The sequence below is a fragment of the Nostoc sp. genome (assembly GCF_036917435.1).
In the GTDB taxonomy this organism is placed as follows: Bacteria; Cyanobacteriota; Cyanobacteriia; order Cyanobacteriales; family Nostocaceae; genus Nostoc.
The window spans coordinates 11,947-26,390 of the sequence record NZ_JBALDM010000052.1 but is presented as its reverse complement, the minus strand read 5'-3'; the positions used below and the strand labels follow the sequence as shown (position 1 = coordinate 26,390).

Below are 14,444 nucleotides of genomic sequence, written 5' to 3'. Positions count from 1 at the left end.
AGCGAGGGACATAAACCTGTATGTTATTTAATTCTTATTCCTTAGAGACTTTATTGAGCGATGAAAATGCTAAAGCGATGATGCTTGAAAATACACCAAGCGATAAACCTTGCTCATAAAGTAATTCTCTGTTGGTATAAAAATACATATAAACTTTCATGATATCAATAAAGAAAATGATTTGACATACGTCTAACGATAGATAGCTTTTATGGAAAAATAGTTTAGATTTGTAACAAGTTACACAGAACTAGGTAAAGCACATGGCTAACATAATTGACACTGCTACCAATAATGGTTCTTTCAAGACACTAGTTGCAGCAATCCAAGCAGCTGGTCTGGAAGGTACACTGAATGGCAATGGACCATTCACCGTGTTTGCACCCACTGATGAAGCATTTAACAAGCTTCCAGCAGGTACAGTAGATGCATTACTGAAAGATATCCCCAAGCTGAAGAAAATCTTGACCTATCATGTTGTCTCAGGTAAAGTACTGGCTGCTGATGTAGCTAAACTGAAGACAGCTAAAACAGTTGAAGGTTCAGATGTAAAAATTGACGCTTCTAATGGCGTAAAAATCAATGACGCAAAAGTTGCAACAGCAGATGTTGCTGCTGATAACGGTGTCATCCACGTAATTGACACAGTTTTGATTCCTGCATAATCAAACTTCAGAATAGCGGATGCTATTTCTGGGGCGGTGACTACCCATAGTCGTTATTAAAATCTGGTTGAATGTTTTTTAGTAAACACCAACTAACAACAAATCCATCTAGATATTGTCTAGATGGATTTATTGTTTAATGAGGTGTAATCAAATTTTTAGTTTTGCCAAACCTAAATAACGGATACCTTCAGGGGAAATGTCAAAACGGCAAGGTAAGACTTCTAAACCGAGAGCGATCGCATCCCGCAATAATTTACCATATACAGGATCTGTGCGATCGCCAGGTGAGAACTCAATACAATCACCGCGATTGATAAAGTAAAGCATCACCGCACGAGTTAGAGGTAGCAACGCCATTAGTTCTCGCAGATGCTTTTGTCCTCTTGTAGTTTCCGTGTCGGGAAATAAAGCTAATCTTCCCTCAGACAAAGTTGTATTTTTCACTTCTAAATAAATCGGGCGTTCCTCATCACTCCCCGTCAAGAAAAAATCCACTCGACTTTTTTTATCTAGCCCATAAACCACCTCACCCTTGATTTGGCTATACTCGCCCAATTCTGGGAAAAGATATTTTGCCAAAGCTAGCTTTACCACCCGATTGGGCAAAAAAGTATTTATACCTACCCAAGTTGGCTCATTGTCGTGTACCTGAATTAGTTCTAAAGTGTAAGCCAATTTGCGGTTAAGATTATCACTTTTAGAAAGCTGTACAGCACTTTGGAGAGTTGATACTCCAGTCATTGGCCCTGTGTTGGGACAATGTGCTGTCACTATTTCGCCAGAAGTAAGTTGAACGTCAGCAAAAAACCGCTTGTAACGCTTGAGTAAAATGCCCGGATACAAAGGTGGGTAACGGTAAAGCCAATCTGTCATTATAAAACCTTGTTGCTGCTAGTAAATATACGTCGATTCCTTACTCACCTAACTCTCAACAGCAAATCTCTTCAGCAAATACTCCACCGTGTGACAGAAATCAAGCAACTTTACATATCATAGATTGTCAATTTTTGTAGTCAAATTGACAACATAGTAATAAAAGGTATCATATACTGAGTCTCATAAGCCTCCCATGAAAAATACGGGAGAATTTAAACGTGCAAGGAGGTAAATCCTATGCAAAAAGTGTGGACAGCAACAGAATTAGAATATGCTTTTCTCTTTACTCTAAGAAAAGTAAATTCAATCAATCTAGAAGGTTTCAAGCCATTTTTTAGTAATATGCCTATTGACCCTTATATCAAAGGCAATTATCGTTCCAGAAGATTATCTCGGTTCACAGTTTCTGAAAATCAGTTAATCAAATTACCTCATGGCTACTTCTTTCAAAGTAAAGAGTATAATCCATTAGTTGGTGACATAAAAAGAGAGTTTGCAGAATTAGATGATGCACTCATAGAACTTGATATTTTTAGAAATATTGTCTTAGCATTTAGTGATTCCTGTAAACTTCATCCTGAAGCGGAAATCGGAGTTCATCAAATTAGAATTAGTTGTTCGCCAGATAATTTTAGTAATCCAGCGCCTGAAGGCATCCATCAAGATGGTACTGATTTTATTGGTATATTTTCTGTAGATAGAGATAATATTAAAGGTGGAGAAACACATCTCTATACTGCTAAAAAAGAAAAACCTGTGTTTAGCAAAGTTCTAAATCCGGGGGAACTTTTATTAGTTAACGATCATGAGTTTTTCCACTTTGCTAATCCCATAAAACCAGAAACGGATGCTCAAGGAAGTTGGGATATTTTTGTACTAACTTCTCCTAGCTTACTTTCAGAATAATTCTGTGGTATCGAAGATCCCCGACTTCTCAAAGAAGTCGGGGATCTATCTTTTCACGAATGATTTAGAATTGCTATAGTTAACTGTAAATATTTTACAATCTACAATATATGGGGAATTGAATTTAGTCATTTCCCTAGCTTTTTTATTTGGAATTGGAAATAACTGGGCTGATAGTGGTTTATCTAAAGTTGCCATATCAGTGAATAAATCTGCAATCTGGAGGTGTAAAATCTTCAATTGGGTAAATCCCTCTGATAAAATTTCCGGGATGTGTTCGTTTTAATTCATTGCAAATCCGAAATCAAGCAAAGCCATGCTGAATAATTAAAATATTAAGAGTGAGTGGATAGGTTGGGCTACGAAGCAAGCTTGCTGGAATTCAACTAACTGAAATGCTATGAATGACGAATTCTACAATAGAGGATTGGAAAAGGCTAGGCGAAAAGACTACGCCGGAGCAATTGAGGAGTTTAACCATGCTTTACAACTGACACCTTACTTTACCGAAGCTTACTTGCAAAGGGGTTTGGCATATTATGACTCAGGAGCAATCCTCAAGGCTGTTTCAGATTATACCGAAGCTCTGAAACTTAATCCTGAAAGTGTAGAGGCGTATTATTGTCGTGGATTGGCTAGGGTGGCGTTGAAAAATTTACCAGGGGCGCTGGAGGATGTTGAACGCGCTATTCGTTTCAATCTGAATTACGCTGCGGCTTATAATCTACGAGGGATGGTGCGGCGCAAACAGGGTTATATTCAAGATGCGATCGCTAATTTTAAAAAGGCTGCACAATTATATCTAGGACAACAGGATAAAGAAAACTGTCGTCTGTGTCTGGAACTAATTAAACAGCTACAACCCCAAGAATTACCTGTTGTGCAGCAATCGCGTTCTACCAATGTGCCAATTTTATCCACAAATGATTATTTCACGCAATTATTAGAAAAAGCTGAAAAGGGAGATACCCAAGAGGCACTAGCAGATTTAAACTGGGTATTGAAAGCCGATTCGCAAGATGCCCAAGCTTACTGCTGTCGTGGGGTTGTGCGTTGTAAGATGGGAAATTATCGAGAAGCGATCGCAGATTTTAATCAAGCATTGCGACTAAATTTTCAAGATGCCATTGTCTACCGCAACCGAGGTAAAGCCCGTTCTATATTGGGAGATCATCAAGGTGCGATCGCGGATCTTAACCAAGCACTCCAGATGCAACCACAAGATCCCCTAGTCTATATTGCCAGAGGTAATGCCTATCGGACAACGGGCAACTATCTCGGTGCAATTCAAGATTACACCCAAGCACTGCAAATAAACCCTAATGATGCTCAAGCTTACTACAATCGCGGCATTGCCCATACTTGTTTAGAAGAAATTCAAAACGCCGTGGAAGATTATCAACGGGCGGCGAGTATTTTTTGTGAACAAGAAGACTGGGTAAATTATCAACAAGTCTTAAGTAGTTTAGAAAAAATCCAAAAATTTAGTCCCCAATCCAAAAAGCAAAAATATAACCAGCTACATCAACGACTTTTAGGAATGGTTGGGGGATATTGGGAAATTGCCGAAAGATTGATTCAGCAGAAACAGGATTATCATCCTGGAATGTCAGACGAGTGGTATTTGCAAAAAGTGATTGATGATTTAGAACGCGATCGCGGGAGATAGAATAGATGAAGAGGCAGGGGGCAGGGGAAAATTTGCCTCTCCAAGAACTGCTTTTATTCATAAATGCCACTAAGCATATATGTAAATTCACCCGTATACTTGTTTATACGGGTGAAGATGCGAGCGATCGCTTGTCGATTTCTATCGTCAAAACACTTAACTAACTACCGCTTCAGCTTTTTCTTCTACTTTTGCCTTGACTAGCACATAAGGCTGTTCTGCCCCTTGTGCTAAATATTCCGCTACCTGACTTTCAATTTGATCGCGCACAATTTGGCGATATTCTAGAAAATGCTCGTTGTGGGCACAAGCAGAGATGTAATGTTCAATAACTCCAGGATTATGCTTGAGAATGCTAAACAAATGATGCCAGAACTTCCAACGGGTTTCCCGTTTAATTCCTTGTCGCCAAATCACAATTAGTAGTGCTTTTACAACAATCCACTCTGGCATTTTTGCTGGTGCTTTCCAACTTGGCAAACCCATCATCAAGAAACAGCGATAGGTACGATCCAAGTAATTTACTGGGTCGTATAAAGTACAAAACGCTTCAACATATTCTCTAGCAAGTTCTTCTAGGGGACGAGTGGGAAGGAAGTTCATCAATGTTGTCTGGTTGATGTTGCCATCTTGATTTTCCCGTAGTCGTCCTTCCTTTTTCAGGCGATGCCAAAGTGCAGTGTTAGGTAACGCTTGCAACATGGCAAAGGTAGTTGAAGGAATAGCTGCTTGTTCTGCAAAGCGGACAATGCGATCGCCTGCACCAGTTTTTTCGCCATCAAAGCCGATAATAAAACCAGCCATTGGGCGCAATCCGGCTTTGGTGATGGTTTCTACTGCCTCAGTTAGGGAACTGCGAGTATTTTGAAACTTCTTGGTCATTTGCAAACTATCTTCATCCGGCGTTTCGATTCCCAAAAACACCGCCGAGAAACCAGACTCAACCATCAACTCCAACATTTCTGCGTCTTGGGCTAAGTCAATGGAAGCTTCAGTGTCAAACCGGAAGGGATACTTGTGTTCTGCCATCCAGACTTTTAATTCTTTCAGCAACAATTTCACATTTCGCTTGTTGCCAATAAAGTTATCATCCACCATGAACACACCCCGCCGCCAACCCAACTCATAGAGGCAATCTAACTCTGCTAACAGTTGTGCTGGGGCTTTGGTGCGTGGTTTGCGCCCGTAGAGAACAATAATGTCGCAAAATTCGCACTGGAAGGGACACCCACGCGAAAACTGCACCGACATCATGTCATAAGCATCCAATTCTAGTAAATCAAAGCGGGGTATTGGTGTGCCTGTGACATCCGGTTTTTCGGTGGCGCGGAAGGTTCCAGATGTATCTCCCCGTTGAATTGCCTCAATAAACATGGGCAGAGTGATTTCCCCTTCATCCAGAATCAGAAAATCTGCGCCAACATTTTCAACTTCATGAGGTACAGAGGTTGGGTAGGGGCCGCCAACTGCGACTAACTTGCCACGTTTTTTTGCTTCCTGGATTTGGTCAAGTAAATCTTGCTTCTGAACAATCATCGCGGAGAGGATTACTACATCTGCCCATGCCCACTCTTCCTCTGTTGCTGCACGAATGTTGCGATCGACCAGCTTGAATTCCCATTCTTGAGGCAGAATCGCCGCCACTGTTACTAAACCCAGAGGTGGTAATAAAACTTTGCGATCGACTAATTCTAAGATTTTTTCATAAGACCAAAAGGTTTTGGGAAATATTGGATACACTAACAGGATTCGCATGTAGTATCAATCCTCACACTTTGATTGTTATCCCACTCTAACGAAAATAAAGAGCTATTGACTTTTTATTAAAAAGGTTATTTTAATACACATAAGTTTAAATTTTTGAAAAGCTATATGTATGTATAATATTTTAGAACGTTGGAGTATTACGGTTGACGAGCTTAGTCAAGCAATTCTTGAAAATGGTAGCTTACGCGGAATGGTATTTGGCTATGTAGCTGAAATTAAGCTGCGTAATATCCTTAAAAGTGCTGGGACTATAGCAAGCTTGGTTAAAGACGATGATCATGACCGAAAGAAAAAGGGCGACCTCCGCATCACATATAAAAGTCATGAGTTTAAAATTGAAGCTAAATCTCTTCAAACTGCTCGTAATAAAGTTTTAAATGATGGAACTTTTGAAGGAGTATCACAAGTTGATGCTAGCGATCGCAGAACAGTAACATTGCCAGATGGATCAAAGCTTGAGACAACTAATCTTGTTGTAGGCGAGTTTGATATATTAGCAGTAAATTGTTTTACATTCGAGGATAAGTGGCATTTTGTTTTCGCTAAAAACAAAGACTTACCTCGAACTAACTGGAGAAAATACACAGAAGCACAACGGCAATATTTGTTAGCAACAACAGTTAAAGTTACATGGCCTCCTAAAGGTATATTTACAGATAACATATTTAGTCTTTTAGACAAAATAATAGAAGAGCAAAGCAATGAGCCTAAAGAAGTTGTTATTGTTGAAGAACAAGGTAAGTTACCTTTTATTGCCGAAGAGTAACTACATTAGAAATACGAGTTTTCATTTTCTGAAAGACTAAGAAGTAAGAATGATTTTTCCTTGCATGTACTTGAGTTTTTAGTCTGCTAACACCAGGTTGGTTGGCTCGCATTACTACAAACAAATCTTTTGTGTAAAAGCCTAAAGATTCATAGGCTGTAATAATCTCTACATGGGTTAATCGCTGTTTGTTAGCACTTACTTCGTCCTGGCACTTAACTATAAAAATACCTTTAGGTTTCATTACTCTATATGCTTCTAGACCAGTTTTAAGGTACAAATCTACAACAGCATCATGCCACTTTGGTTGGTCATCTGCATTTTCTATGGCTTTACCATTAGAGTAATGATCTCTAAAAGCTGAGTGTGTTCCTGACCCTGCTAATTGTCTAACTGAGGAGCGAAATAGACCTTCCATATAAGGTGGATCAAATACCATACAATCAAGAGAATTATCTTGAAATGGAAGCATTCTACTGTCTATTTGTGTCTTAACTTGAACTTCATGAATGGGGTCAATCTGTACTTTCGCATCAATATCTGAAAAAAGTATCCGATACTGATTTACTGGAACCTGTTGCCAAAAAACACCTTTGCCATAAGTAACATCAGCAACAATAGAATTTTTCGGAACATGTAATTTCATTATGTTTGCAAAAACTTCCGCATTCCCAGTAATGTAAGAGGATACAATGACATCTGTCGTTGCCTCACCACCCTGGACACGGCAAGGTTTTTGTTTTGATAATGGTAACTGCTCCATTAGGGATTTCTTTAAAACACTTAGTTTATTTATATTCAATACTCTACTTCAGGTAGAGTATAAAGTCAAGGTATCCAGCAGTGCAGGAAAAAAAAACTATAAAAATTACGATTACGTTAAAACAATATTTGGATTCTGTTGGAATTACTTCTTACGTCTTGGGCAAGTGGGTTAATGGAGTAAGCCCCCAAACGGTTTACGCCATAGCAAATGGTACACGTCGCCCAAGCTTGGAGGTATTAGAAAAAATTCTTAGCAGCCTTCATTCTCATGGTTATCCTGCAAGCTTAGAAGACATTATTCAAATTGAAGCAAAAGAGAACTAAGCTGTAGATTCAATACTCCCAGGTAATTATTAAGTATCTAGAAGAACTTTTTAAAGTTATACTCGAAAAGGCTACGATAATTATTGCAATTTGTCAGAGCTAGCCTCAACCCCACTAATTTTTAAAACATCACTCATAGTTGCACAATAATTTGGCAAGCCGAAACTATCGGGATTAATGAATTTTTCATAAGTGAAATGCCGATAGTTCATGCAAAACCTATCCCAAGCCGCCATCTGAATGCGGAACAGAACAATAATCAAATTAGCCAATGGTATGGATATAGGAATGCGAAAGTAAATCTTTTTGCCCAGATAAGCACAAACTTGTTTCACTGCTTGATTAGCAGTTAATGGTGCTTGACCTAAAACCAGCCGACGTGGTTGATCCTTTTCGGGAGGACGATGGATTAAATATTGCACTACAGTGGCAATATCTCGTGCGTGGATAAAGTGAAAACTGCCATCTGCTTCTAAAAAGCGAATTATATTAATATATTTTGTCACTTCTGTAATACCAGATGTGACAGCAGAATAAGGTTTATTGGCATCACCGCCCAATACTACAGTGGGAAAAACTGTGGTAATTTTGGGTGCGATCGCTAATTGTTCTTTTTTATGTAAGCACTCATATTTAGAACGGATGTAATCTGTCCCAATTTCCCCAGCTTCTTTTAATGGTTGATTGTCGCGATCCAAAACGCTAGCTGTCGAAAAATAAATCACCTGCTGGCAACGTTCTGGATCTAGCAGTTCCAGCAACTCTATAGTCTTGACGACGTTAATATCAAATGTATTATCACCACCCCAAGCTGTGGCTGTGAGTACCGCCGTATCAATTGTGGATAGCAAATCGGCAAACTGGCGAATATTTTGCATATCGCCTTGCAAAACGTTAATACCTGAACGGGCTTTGATATCAACTTGCAATTTGCTTGGGTTCCTAACTAATAGATACAGTTCGTGATCTGTTTCCTTAATTAAGGCTTCTGTTAAATAATGACCTACACAACCACTTGCACCAGTCACTAAAATCCGTTTCTGGCTCATAGAGAATTTATAAAACGTTAGGAGTTAAAACTAAAGAATTAAGAATAAAGTTAAAAGTTCCGAATCAGGAGCTACTCTGGAAATTTTAGATTTTGAATTTTGGATTTTGGATTTAAGTAAAAATCTAAAATCTAAAATCTAAAATCTAAAATTGTATGACTCCTAATTCTTAACTCCTGCAAGATTCAGTTCCTTTGCAGTTTCAAAGAAGAAAGCAACATTTTCTTCGGGAGTTTCTGGTAGGACACCATGACCGAGATTGAGAATGTGACCCCAATTACCAGCTTTGCGAACTGTATCGAGAATGCGATCGCGGATAAACTGTTTAGAGCCGAATAACACGCCTGGGTCAAGATTTCCTTGAACTTTGACTTGTTTACCTAATCTGGCTCGTGCATCTGCCATATCCACAGCCCAGTCTACACTGACTATATCAGCGCCAGATTGTGCCATTCTTTCCAACACACCCGCACTACCACTAACTAGCAAAATTAAAGGTGTATCGGGGTGGGTTTCCTTGACTTGCTGGAAAACTCGCTTTTGATAAGGTAGAGCAAAGGTGTCATAATCTTGAGGACTCAATTGACCCGCCCAAGAATCGAACATTTGCACAACTTGAGCGCCAGAGTCAATTTGATAACGGGCATAGATGGCGATCGCATCTGCTAATTTAGATAACAGTTGATGCAATATCGTCGGGTCTGAGAATGCCATGTTTTTGATGATGGAATAGGTTTTAGAACCTTTTCCTTCCACCGCATAAGCTGCTAACGTCCACGGCGCACCCACAAAACCTAACACCGTAGATTTATCGCCTACTTCAGAACGCAACGACTGCAAAATTGTCTTGATAAATGGTAAAGCAGCTTCTGGTTCTAAAGGATGCAGACGATCGATTTGTTCTTTAGTGCGGAGGGGCGAGTGAATGATTGGCCCTTTACCTTCGGCGATATCCATGTCAATACCCAAACCAGGTAATGGGGTGACAATATCAGAAAATAAAATTACTCCATCTGGTTGGAAAGCTTTCCACGGTTGCAAGGAAACTTCAATTGCTACATCTGGAATTTCCGAGCGATCGCGAAACGAAGGATACTTTTCTCTTAAGTCTCGATATGCTTTCATATATCGTCCCGCTTGTCGCATCATCCATACAGGGGGACGATCTACTACTTCACCGCGAGCAGCCCGTAAGAGACGAGGAGTTGTTGAAGAAACACCCATTTATCACTTCATCCTAAGTCACAATTTTTATGCCACTGTTTAGCTTATCATTCCGGGATTACGCTTTTTCAGCAGGCTTACCTCAAAAGCGCTAGTCGCTTTACAGCAAAGGGAAATCGGGTCGGAAATGGGATAAAACAAGAATTAACAAAGAAAGTGGAATATAAAAGAATTTCGTCACTCTTTTGTGTTGTCTCCACTCTCTACTCCCTTAATTTCCTATGCAAACTGACTCTAACAGTCCCGATGGTGTTGCATCTGTTAATAACGAGCCTAACCTAGTAAAGTTTTTGATTCCGCGATCGCAGCGACAGATGTTCTTTATTCAGTTTACCTTAATGACCCTCATTGGATGGGTTGTGGGTGGCGTTGCCAGTATCGCCTTAGAGAAAATTATTCTCCAAAGTTTTTCATCTAGCGTTGCTATCCAATCACAAACATTGAGCATTTTGGTCAGAAGTCTCAGTAATGTTATATTTGCTGTGATTTTTGCTGCTGACCAGAGCCTTGTGCTTTACCGATATTTACCTGGTTTGCAATGGCTATTTGCAACTAGTGTTGGTTGGCTGATTGCTAACGGCGTTTCTACAGCCTGGATTAACTACATTTCAACCCTTGCTTTATCATCGCCTGAAGAAACTTTTATTTTGGAATTTTTATCTGCGATCGCATATATAATTTCTGGTATTTGGCTAGGTATTTGCCAGTGGCTGGTATTGAGGCGATATACAGCAGATATTTGGTGGTGGAATTTCTTACCCTCAATCTCTTTCTTCTTGATTACTATTTTGGTTTGGTTACTTTTTATTGTGCAAAATTTGATTCCAGAAACCTACCGGACTGCCATATTATATTGGAGTGGACAAGGGCTAACAGCAGTGATTCTGGGAGCTATACCAGCAATCGGTTTATGTACATTGAAAAGAAATTTACATCGCAAAACTGGAATTACTGGATAACCAAATAATTTGTCATGTTACCAATACTTACAAACATTCGCTGGCGTTCCATTCTTTCACTGGCTATTGTTCTCCCTATTGGACTTTTATACAGCCACTATCGCTATTCTACTTGGTGGTTGAACCAAGAGGTAGGAGGGATTTTTTATGAAATATTTTGGTGCTTGTTTGCCTTTCTATTTATGACCACTCGCCGAGCAGTTTGGCAAATCCCTTTATGGGTATTGGTAATTACTTGCTTGTTGGAGTTTATGCAATTGTGGCATCCACCATTTCTAAATTGGGTACGTTCCTTTTGGTGGGGAAAAATGTTAATTGGTACTGTCTTCACTTGGACAGATTTCCCCTATTATTTTATTGGGAGTGGATTAGGATGGCTGTGGTTGCGGCTGATAGTTCGGGGAGGAAAGCTAAAATAATTTAGTCTGATTACGATTTTTTATTCCCAAATAGTTTCTAAACGCTCTTGTGCTGTCTTGAGAGCTTTTTCGGGAGACTCACCCATTAATGTTGCCTCAATAGCACGACCAAGACTGTCAGAAAGACGACTATATCCAGCAATAATTGGTCGAGCGCCAGCTAAGGGAACTTGTTCCATAAACACTTTTAACCAAGGTTTTTGCTTCATAAATTGCTGATAAGCTTCACTCTCAGCAGCTCTAAGATTAATTGGTAAAAAACCAGTTCCGATACTCCATTCTTTTTGAAATTCTTCACTCAAAACATATTCTAAAAACTTGAGTGCAGCTTCTTCTCTAGCTGGCGTTGTCTTCATCACATAGAGATTTCCACCACCTGTCACCGTAGCTTTATCAACATTTGCAGGTATGGGAAATGCATCGTAATCAACCTTAGATTTAGTGATATAAGTCCAAGGCCCCGTAATTTGCATAGCAACACGACCCGCTATAAAAGCATCCTCTTCATAACCCCGTTCTGGAGAAGAAAGCATTGCTGAACCATCTTTTAATAGGTCTTGCCAAAATTGTAAAGCTTTCAGCGCTCCAGCATTTGTTAAATCTGGTCGGTTATTTGTTAGCACTTCTCCCCCAGCGCTCAATAAGAAAGGAAACCAGCTAAAAACTGTCCATTCACTCTTCCCCAAAGGTAGTAGAATTCCGTACTGTTCTGGTCGCTTGTCGCCATTGCTGTCTATGGTTAATTTTTTGGCAACTTGCCTCAATTCTTCCCAAGTCTTAGGCATTTGTGTAATTCCCGCAGCTTCAAAAAGCTTAGGTCTATAAAAAATGCCTATATTGCTTGTATAGAATGGGGCTGACCAAAGATGACCATCTAATTGCAATTCTTCAAGTAGGTTAGGTCTAATTTCTGACTTTAATGGCAATTTTTCTAGCCAATCTTCTAAAGGTATAATTGCTCTTAAATCTGCCAACTGACCTGTAATTTGCGGATAGAATGCCAGGATATCTGGAGGCGCATTACCCACAACTGCTGTTAATATTTTTGGCAATTGGGGTTGAGCCAAGAAGACAGATTCTACCTGGATATCGGGATGAGTCTGATTAAATTTGTCTACCAGTTTATCAAACACATCCCGATTAGTAGGGGGATTGATTGCTTGCCATAGAGTCAAATGAATTACTCCGTTGTCCTTTTGTGTTATTCCCTGACAACCAAATAAAAATATTAGGTAAAAACTTAGGACAATCCCTAGAAGTAACATCTGCGAAACAGAAGCAATAACCCGGCGATAATAATGGCTTATTTGGGATAGAAAAAGGAGATTCTTCATGCCAAGTAGTTAATTAAATTAAGAAATATTCTCTAAAACACTTTTGGTAATACTAGTTTCTGCTCTTGTATAAATATATGTTTGAGGTTCACTTATTTTTTCAGTTCTGAAAATTTTTGCTGCCCGATACCAAAAATCTGTATCCTCTCCATAAGCAATATTATTAAATCCTTTCACCTCAAAAAATACCTGTCTTTTACCAAAAAAAGTTGGGCCTAAGACACATTCTCGGAGATTAATTGTTTTACCTGGTTGAAAGTAATCTGCAACCAAAATCTCTTCTTCTGTTGCAAATCCACCTTCAATTAAATCAATTTCTGGATTGGCTTTCATATATTCAACTCGCGCATCTAGATGATTTACTTTGTAAGCATCATCACTATCCAAGAATGTTATATATTTACCAAAAGATGCCTGAATACCAGCATTTTTTGCATACCATAGCTTCCTATTTTGATGTTTTAAATACCGGATATTTTGGAATTCTTGAATATAAGGATTGACAAGTTCAAAAGTATTATCTTGGCTGCCATCATCAACTATAATTAGTTCCCAATCTTTAAAACTTTGAGCAATTACACTATCAATACAATTGTTTAGATATTTTGCTCGATTGTAGGTGCAGAGGATAATTGACACTTCATGATTGAAATCAAAAACTACAGTTTCCATTATTAAATTATCATCGTATTGTTAGCAAAAAAATCCAAATAATCAAGGATAAATTGTTAATTACTTATTAACTCTGTAAGTTTATAAATTCATGCATAATATCATTATAATTATGAACTAGAAGACTAAGATCAAAGTTTTCTCGGACGTATTCTAGAATATTTTGGCGATAATATTGATTTTTTTCAATCATCTCGCTAATTGTATCAGTAACAATTTTTTGAGCTTCTGGTGTGGTGTCACTTAAAATATTATCTGGCAATACTCTAATGAATTCTTTATGATGTAAATTGGCACTAGCAGATTCAGAAACGACGATACATAAACCTGCTGCCATTGCTTCTAATACTACAAGGGGTGCAACTTCTCCTTCACTAATTAAGACTAAACAGCTATAATTCGTGAGACGAGAATAAACTTGCTCTAAACTCCATACACCTAAATGTTTTGTTGTTGTTCCTTCAATAAAATCAGGATCGTCTATAGGCCCAACAAAATCCATTGCAATTTTACTATCTAATATTTTCGCCAGTAGTTTCTGCTGTTTTCTTGGTTGAATCCAACCTAAACAAATAGCTTTATTATTTCCTTGGGGTTGAAAATTTACTTTCTGAGTATCAATACCGTTTACTTGCACTGATATATATCCAGAATATTCTGATTTCAAGAAAAAATCTTTGGTTAAATGAGACAGGGCAATTATCCCAGGTGCATTAAAGTAATGTTGGTATGCTTCTCTAAATTCTTCGTTCCATTTATCTGTTTTAAACAGATAACCATCATGGCAGGTAAAACAATACTTCTGTTTGAGCCTTCGATTAAATTCGCTCACAAAACTGTAGGCGTGTAAATGCACAAAATCATAATTATTATTATTAATATCTTCTATGACTTCGTTAACATCTGTCTCATTTAAGATATCGACTTGATGCCCAATTTTCTCTAAAAAATTTTTGTACTCGTTTATCACAGTTAAGACAGAATGTGATAATGGAGGTTCAGGGATATAACCCCAAGCAACAAGAGCAATTTTCATAAATAATTTA

15 protein-coding genes are annotated in these 14,444 nt (G+C 38.6%); 7 read left to right on the top strand and 8 right to left on the bottom strand.

Translation table 11 applies throughout. The features are described from left to right. Positions 1–263 precede the first annotated feature (263 nt). A complete protein-coding gene (locus tag V7K98_RS25865; RefSeq protein ID WP_094341130.1) occupies positions 264–665 on the top strand; it encodes a fasciclin domain-containing protein in 402 nt (133 codons plus the stop codon). A gap of 150 nt (positions 666–815) precedes the next feature. On the opposite strand, the gene sfsA is transcribed toward V7K98_RS25865, so the two are convergent. After that, positions 816–1,541, bottom strand: a complete 726-nt coding sequence (gene sfsA / locus V7K98_RS25860) for a DNA/RNA nuclease SfsA (RefSeq protein ID WP_335027140.1) — start codon at positions 1,539–1,541, stop codon at positions 816–818. Positions 1,542–1,781: 240 nt separating this feature from the next. On the opposite strand from sfsA, the gene V7K98_RS25855 reads away from it, so the two are divergent. Together V7K98_RS25855 and V7K98_RS25850 are read left to right on the top strand one after the other, a co-directional pair. Further along, entirely contained in the window at positions 1,782–2,450 is a 669-nt protein-coding gene (locus V7K98_RS25855) for a 2OG-Fe dioxygenase family protein (RefSeq protein ID WP_335027138.1), read from the top strand. Between the two features lie 400 nt (positions 2,451–2,850). Beyond that, complete coding sequence (locus V7K98_RS25850; protein ID WP_335027136.1) at positions 2,851–4,119, top strand: tetratricopeptide repeat protein; 1,269 nt, start codon at positions 2,851–2,853, stop codon at positions 4,117–4,119. Between the two features lie 156 nt (positions 4,120–4,275). On the opposite strand, the gene V7K98_RS25845 is transcribed toward V7K98_RS25850, so the two are convergent. Next, complete coding sequence (locus tag V7K98_RS25845; protein ID WP_335027134.1) at positions 4,276–5,874, bottom strand: B12-binding domain-containing radical SAM protein; 1,599 nt, start codon at positions 5,872–5,874, stop codon at positions 4,276–4,278. 121 nt (positions 5,875–5,995) lie between these two features. On the opposite strand from V7K98_RS25845, the gene V7K98_RS25840 reads away from it, so the two are divergent. Continuing rightward, positions 5,996–6,652 carry a hypothetical protein gene (locus V7K98_RS25840; protein ID WP_335027132.1) on the top strand — a complete coding sequence of 219 codons (657 nt, stop codon included), beginning with the start codon at positions 5,996–5,998 and terminating at the stop codon, positions 6,650–6,652. Here the strand turns inward: V7K98_RS25840 and V7K98_RS25835 are convergent. After that, positions 6,636–7,415 (bottom strand): DNA methyltransferase, encoded by a 780-nt coding sequence (locus V7K98_RS25835; RefSeq protein ID WP_335027130.1) that lies wholly within the window; start codon positions 7,413–7,415, stop codon positions 6,636–6,638. The two genes, V7K98_RS25840 and V7K98_RS25835, sit on opposite strands and share 17 nt — an antisense overlap. A gap of 80 nt (positions 7,416–7,495) precedes the next feature. On the opposite strand from V7K98_RS25835, the gene V7K98_RS25830 reads away from it, so the two are divergent. Then, positions 7,496–7,741, top strand: a complete 246-nt coding sequence (locus tag V7K98_RS25830; RefSeq protein ID WP_335027128.1) for a helix-turn-helix transcriptional regulator — start codon at positions 7,496–7,498, stop codon at positions 7,739–7,741. Positions 7,742–7,821: 80 nt separating this feature from the next. Here V7K98_RS25830 and V7K98_RS25825 read toward each other — a convergent pair whose 3' ends face one another. Further along, positions 7,822–8,790 (bottom strand): NAD-dependent epimerase/dehydratase family protein, encoded by a 969-nt coding sequence (locus V7K98_RS25825; RefSeq protein WP_335027126.1) that lies wholly within the window; start codon positions 8,788–8,790, stop codon positions 7,822–7,824. 162 nt (positions 8,791–8,952) lie between these two features. Beyond that, complete coding sequence (gene hemE, locus V7K98_RS25820; RefSeq protein ID WP_335027124.1) at positions 8,953–10,014, bottom strand: uroporphyrinogen decarboxylase; 1,062 nt, start codon at positions 10,012–10,014, stop codon at positions 8,953–8,955. A gap of 221 nt (positions 10,015–10,235) precedes the next feature. Between hemE and V7K98_RS25815 the strand changes: the two genes are divergently transcribed. Next, the gene (locus V7K98_RS25815) at positions 10,236–10,973 is read left to right on the top strand and encodes a hypothetical protein (protein ID WP_335027122.1); all 738 of its coding nucleotides are present in this window, start codon (positions 10,236–10,238) and stop codon (positions 10,971–10,973) included. 14 nt (positions 10,974–10,987) lie between these two features. Continuing rightward, the gene (locus tag V7K98_RS25810) at positions 10,988–11,392 is read left to right on the top strand and encodes a ribosomal maturation YjgA family protein (RefSeq protein WP_335027120.1); all 405 of its coding nucleotides are present in this window, start codon (positions 10,988–10,990) and stop codon (positions 11,390–11,392) included. A gap of 20 nt (positions 11,393–11,412) precedes the next feature. On the opposite strand, the gene V7K98_RS25805 is transcribed toward V7K98_RS25810, so the two are convergent. The 3 genes from V7K98_RS25805 to V7K98_RS25795 form a co-directional block, all read right to left on the bottom strand. After that, positions 11,413–12,726: an ABC transporter substrate-binding protein gene (locus V7K98_RS25805; RefSeq protein WP_335027118.1), complete on the bottom strand. Its 1,314-nt coding sequence runs from the start codon at positions 12,724–12,726 to the stop codon at positions 11,413–11,415. Positions 12,727–12,744: 18 nt separating this feature from the next. After that, positions 12,745–13,398: a glycosyltransferase family 2 protein gene (locus V7K98_RS25800; RefSeq protein ID WP_335027116.1), complete on the bottom strand. Its 654-nt coding sequence runs from the start codon at positions 13,396–13,398 to the stop codon at positions 12,745–12,747. A 67-nt stretch (positions 13,399–13,465) separates the two neighbouring features. Continuing rightward, positions 13,466–14,434 (bottom strand): glycosyltransferase, encoded by a 969-nt coding sequence (locus V7K98_RS25795; RefSeq protein ID WP_335027114.1) that lies wholly within the window; start codon positions 14,432–14,434, stop codon positions 13,466–13,468. Between the last annotated feature and the right edge of the window lie 10 nt (positions 14,435–14,444).

Bases quoted from the DNA above. Each gene is read 5' to 3' on its own strand.
- V7K98_RS25865 (WP_094341130.1), top strand. From the start codon at position 264: ATGGCTAACATAATTGACACTGCTACCAATAATGGTTCTTTCAAGACA.
- V7K98_RS25845 (WP_335027134.1), bottom strand. From the start codon at position 5,874: ATGCGAATCCTGTTAGTGTATCCAATATTTCCCAAAACCTTTTGGTCT.
- V7K98_RS25825 (WP_335027126.1), bottom strand. From the start codon at position 8,790: ATGAGCCAGAAACGGATTTTAGTGACTGGTGCAAGTGGTTGTGTAGGT.
- V7K98_RS25850 (WP_335027136.1), top strand. From the start codon at position 2,851: ATGAATGACGAATTCTACAATAGAGGATTGGAAAAGGCTAGGCGAAAA.
- V7K98_RS25805 (WP_335027118.1), bottom strand. From the start codon at position 12,726: ATGAAGAATCTCCTTTTTCTATCCCAAATAAGCCATTATTATCGCCGG.
- V7K98_RS25800 (WP_335027116.1), bottom strand. From the start codon at position 13,398: ATGGAAACTGTAGTTTTTGATTTCAATCATGAAGTGTCAATTATCCTC.
- V7K98_RS25855 (WP_335027138.1), top strand. From the start codon at position 1,782: ATGCAAAAAGTGTGGACAGCAACAGAATTAGAATATGCTTTTCTCTTT.
- sfsA (WP_335027140.1), bottom strand. From the start codon at position 1,541: ATGACAGATTGGCTTTACCGTTACCCACCTTTGTATCCGGGCATTTTA.
- V7K98_RS25810 (WP_335027120.1), top strand. From the start codon at position 10,988: ATGTTACCAATACTTACAAACATTCGCTGGCGTTCCATTCTTTCACTG.
- V7K98_RS25835 (WP_335027130.1), bottom strand. From the start codon at position 7,415: ATGGAGCAGTTACCATTATCAAAACAAAAACCTTGCCGTGTCCAGGGT.
- hemE (WP_335027124.1), bottom strand. From the start codon at position 10,014: ATGGGTGTTTCTTCAACAACTCCTCGTCTCTTACGGGCTGCTCGCGGT.
- V7K98_RS25840 (WP_335027132.1), top strand. From the start codon at position 5,996: ATGTATAATATTTTAGAACGTTGGAGTATTACGGTTGACGAGCTTAGT.
- V7K98_RS25815 (WP_335027122.1), top strand. From the start codon at position 10,236: ATGCAAACTGACTCTAACAGTCCCGATGGTGTTGCATCTGTTAATAAC.
- V7K98_RS25795 (WP_335027114.1), bottom strand. From the start codon at position 14,434: ATGAAAATTGCTCTTGTTGCTTGGGGTTATATCCCTGAACCTCCATTA.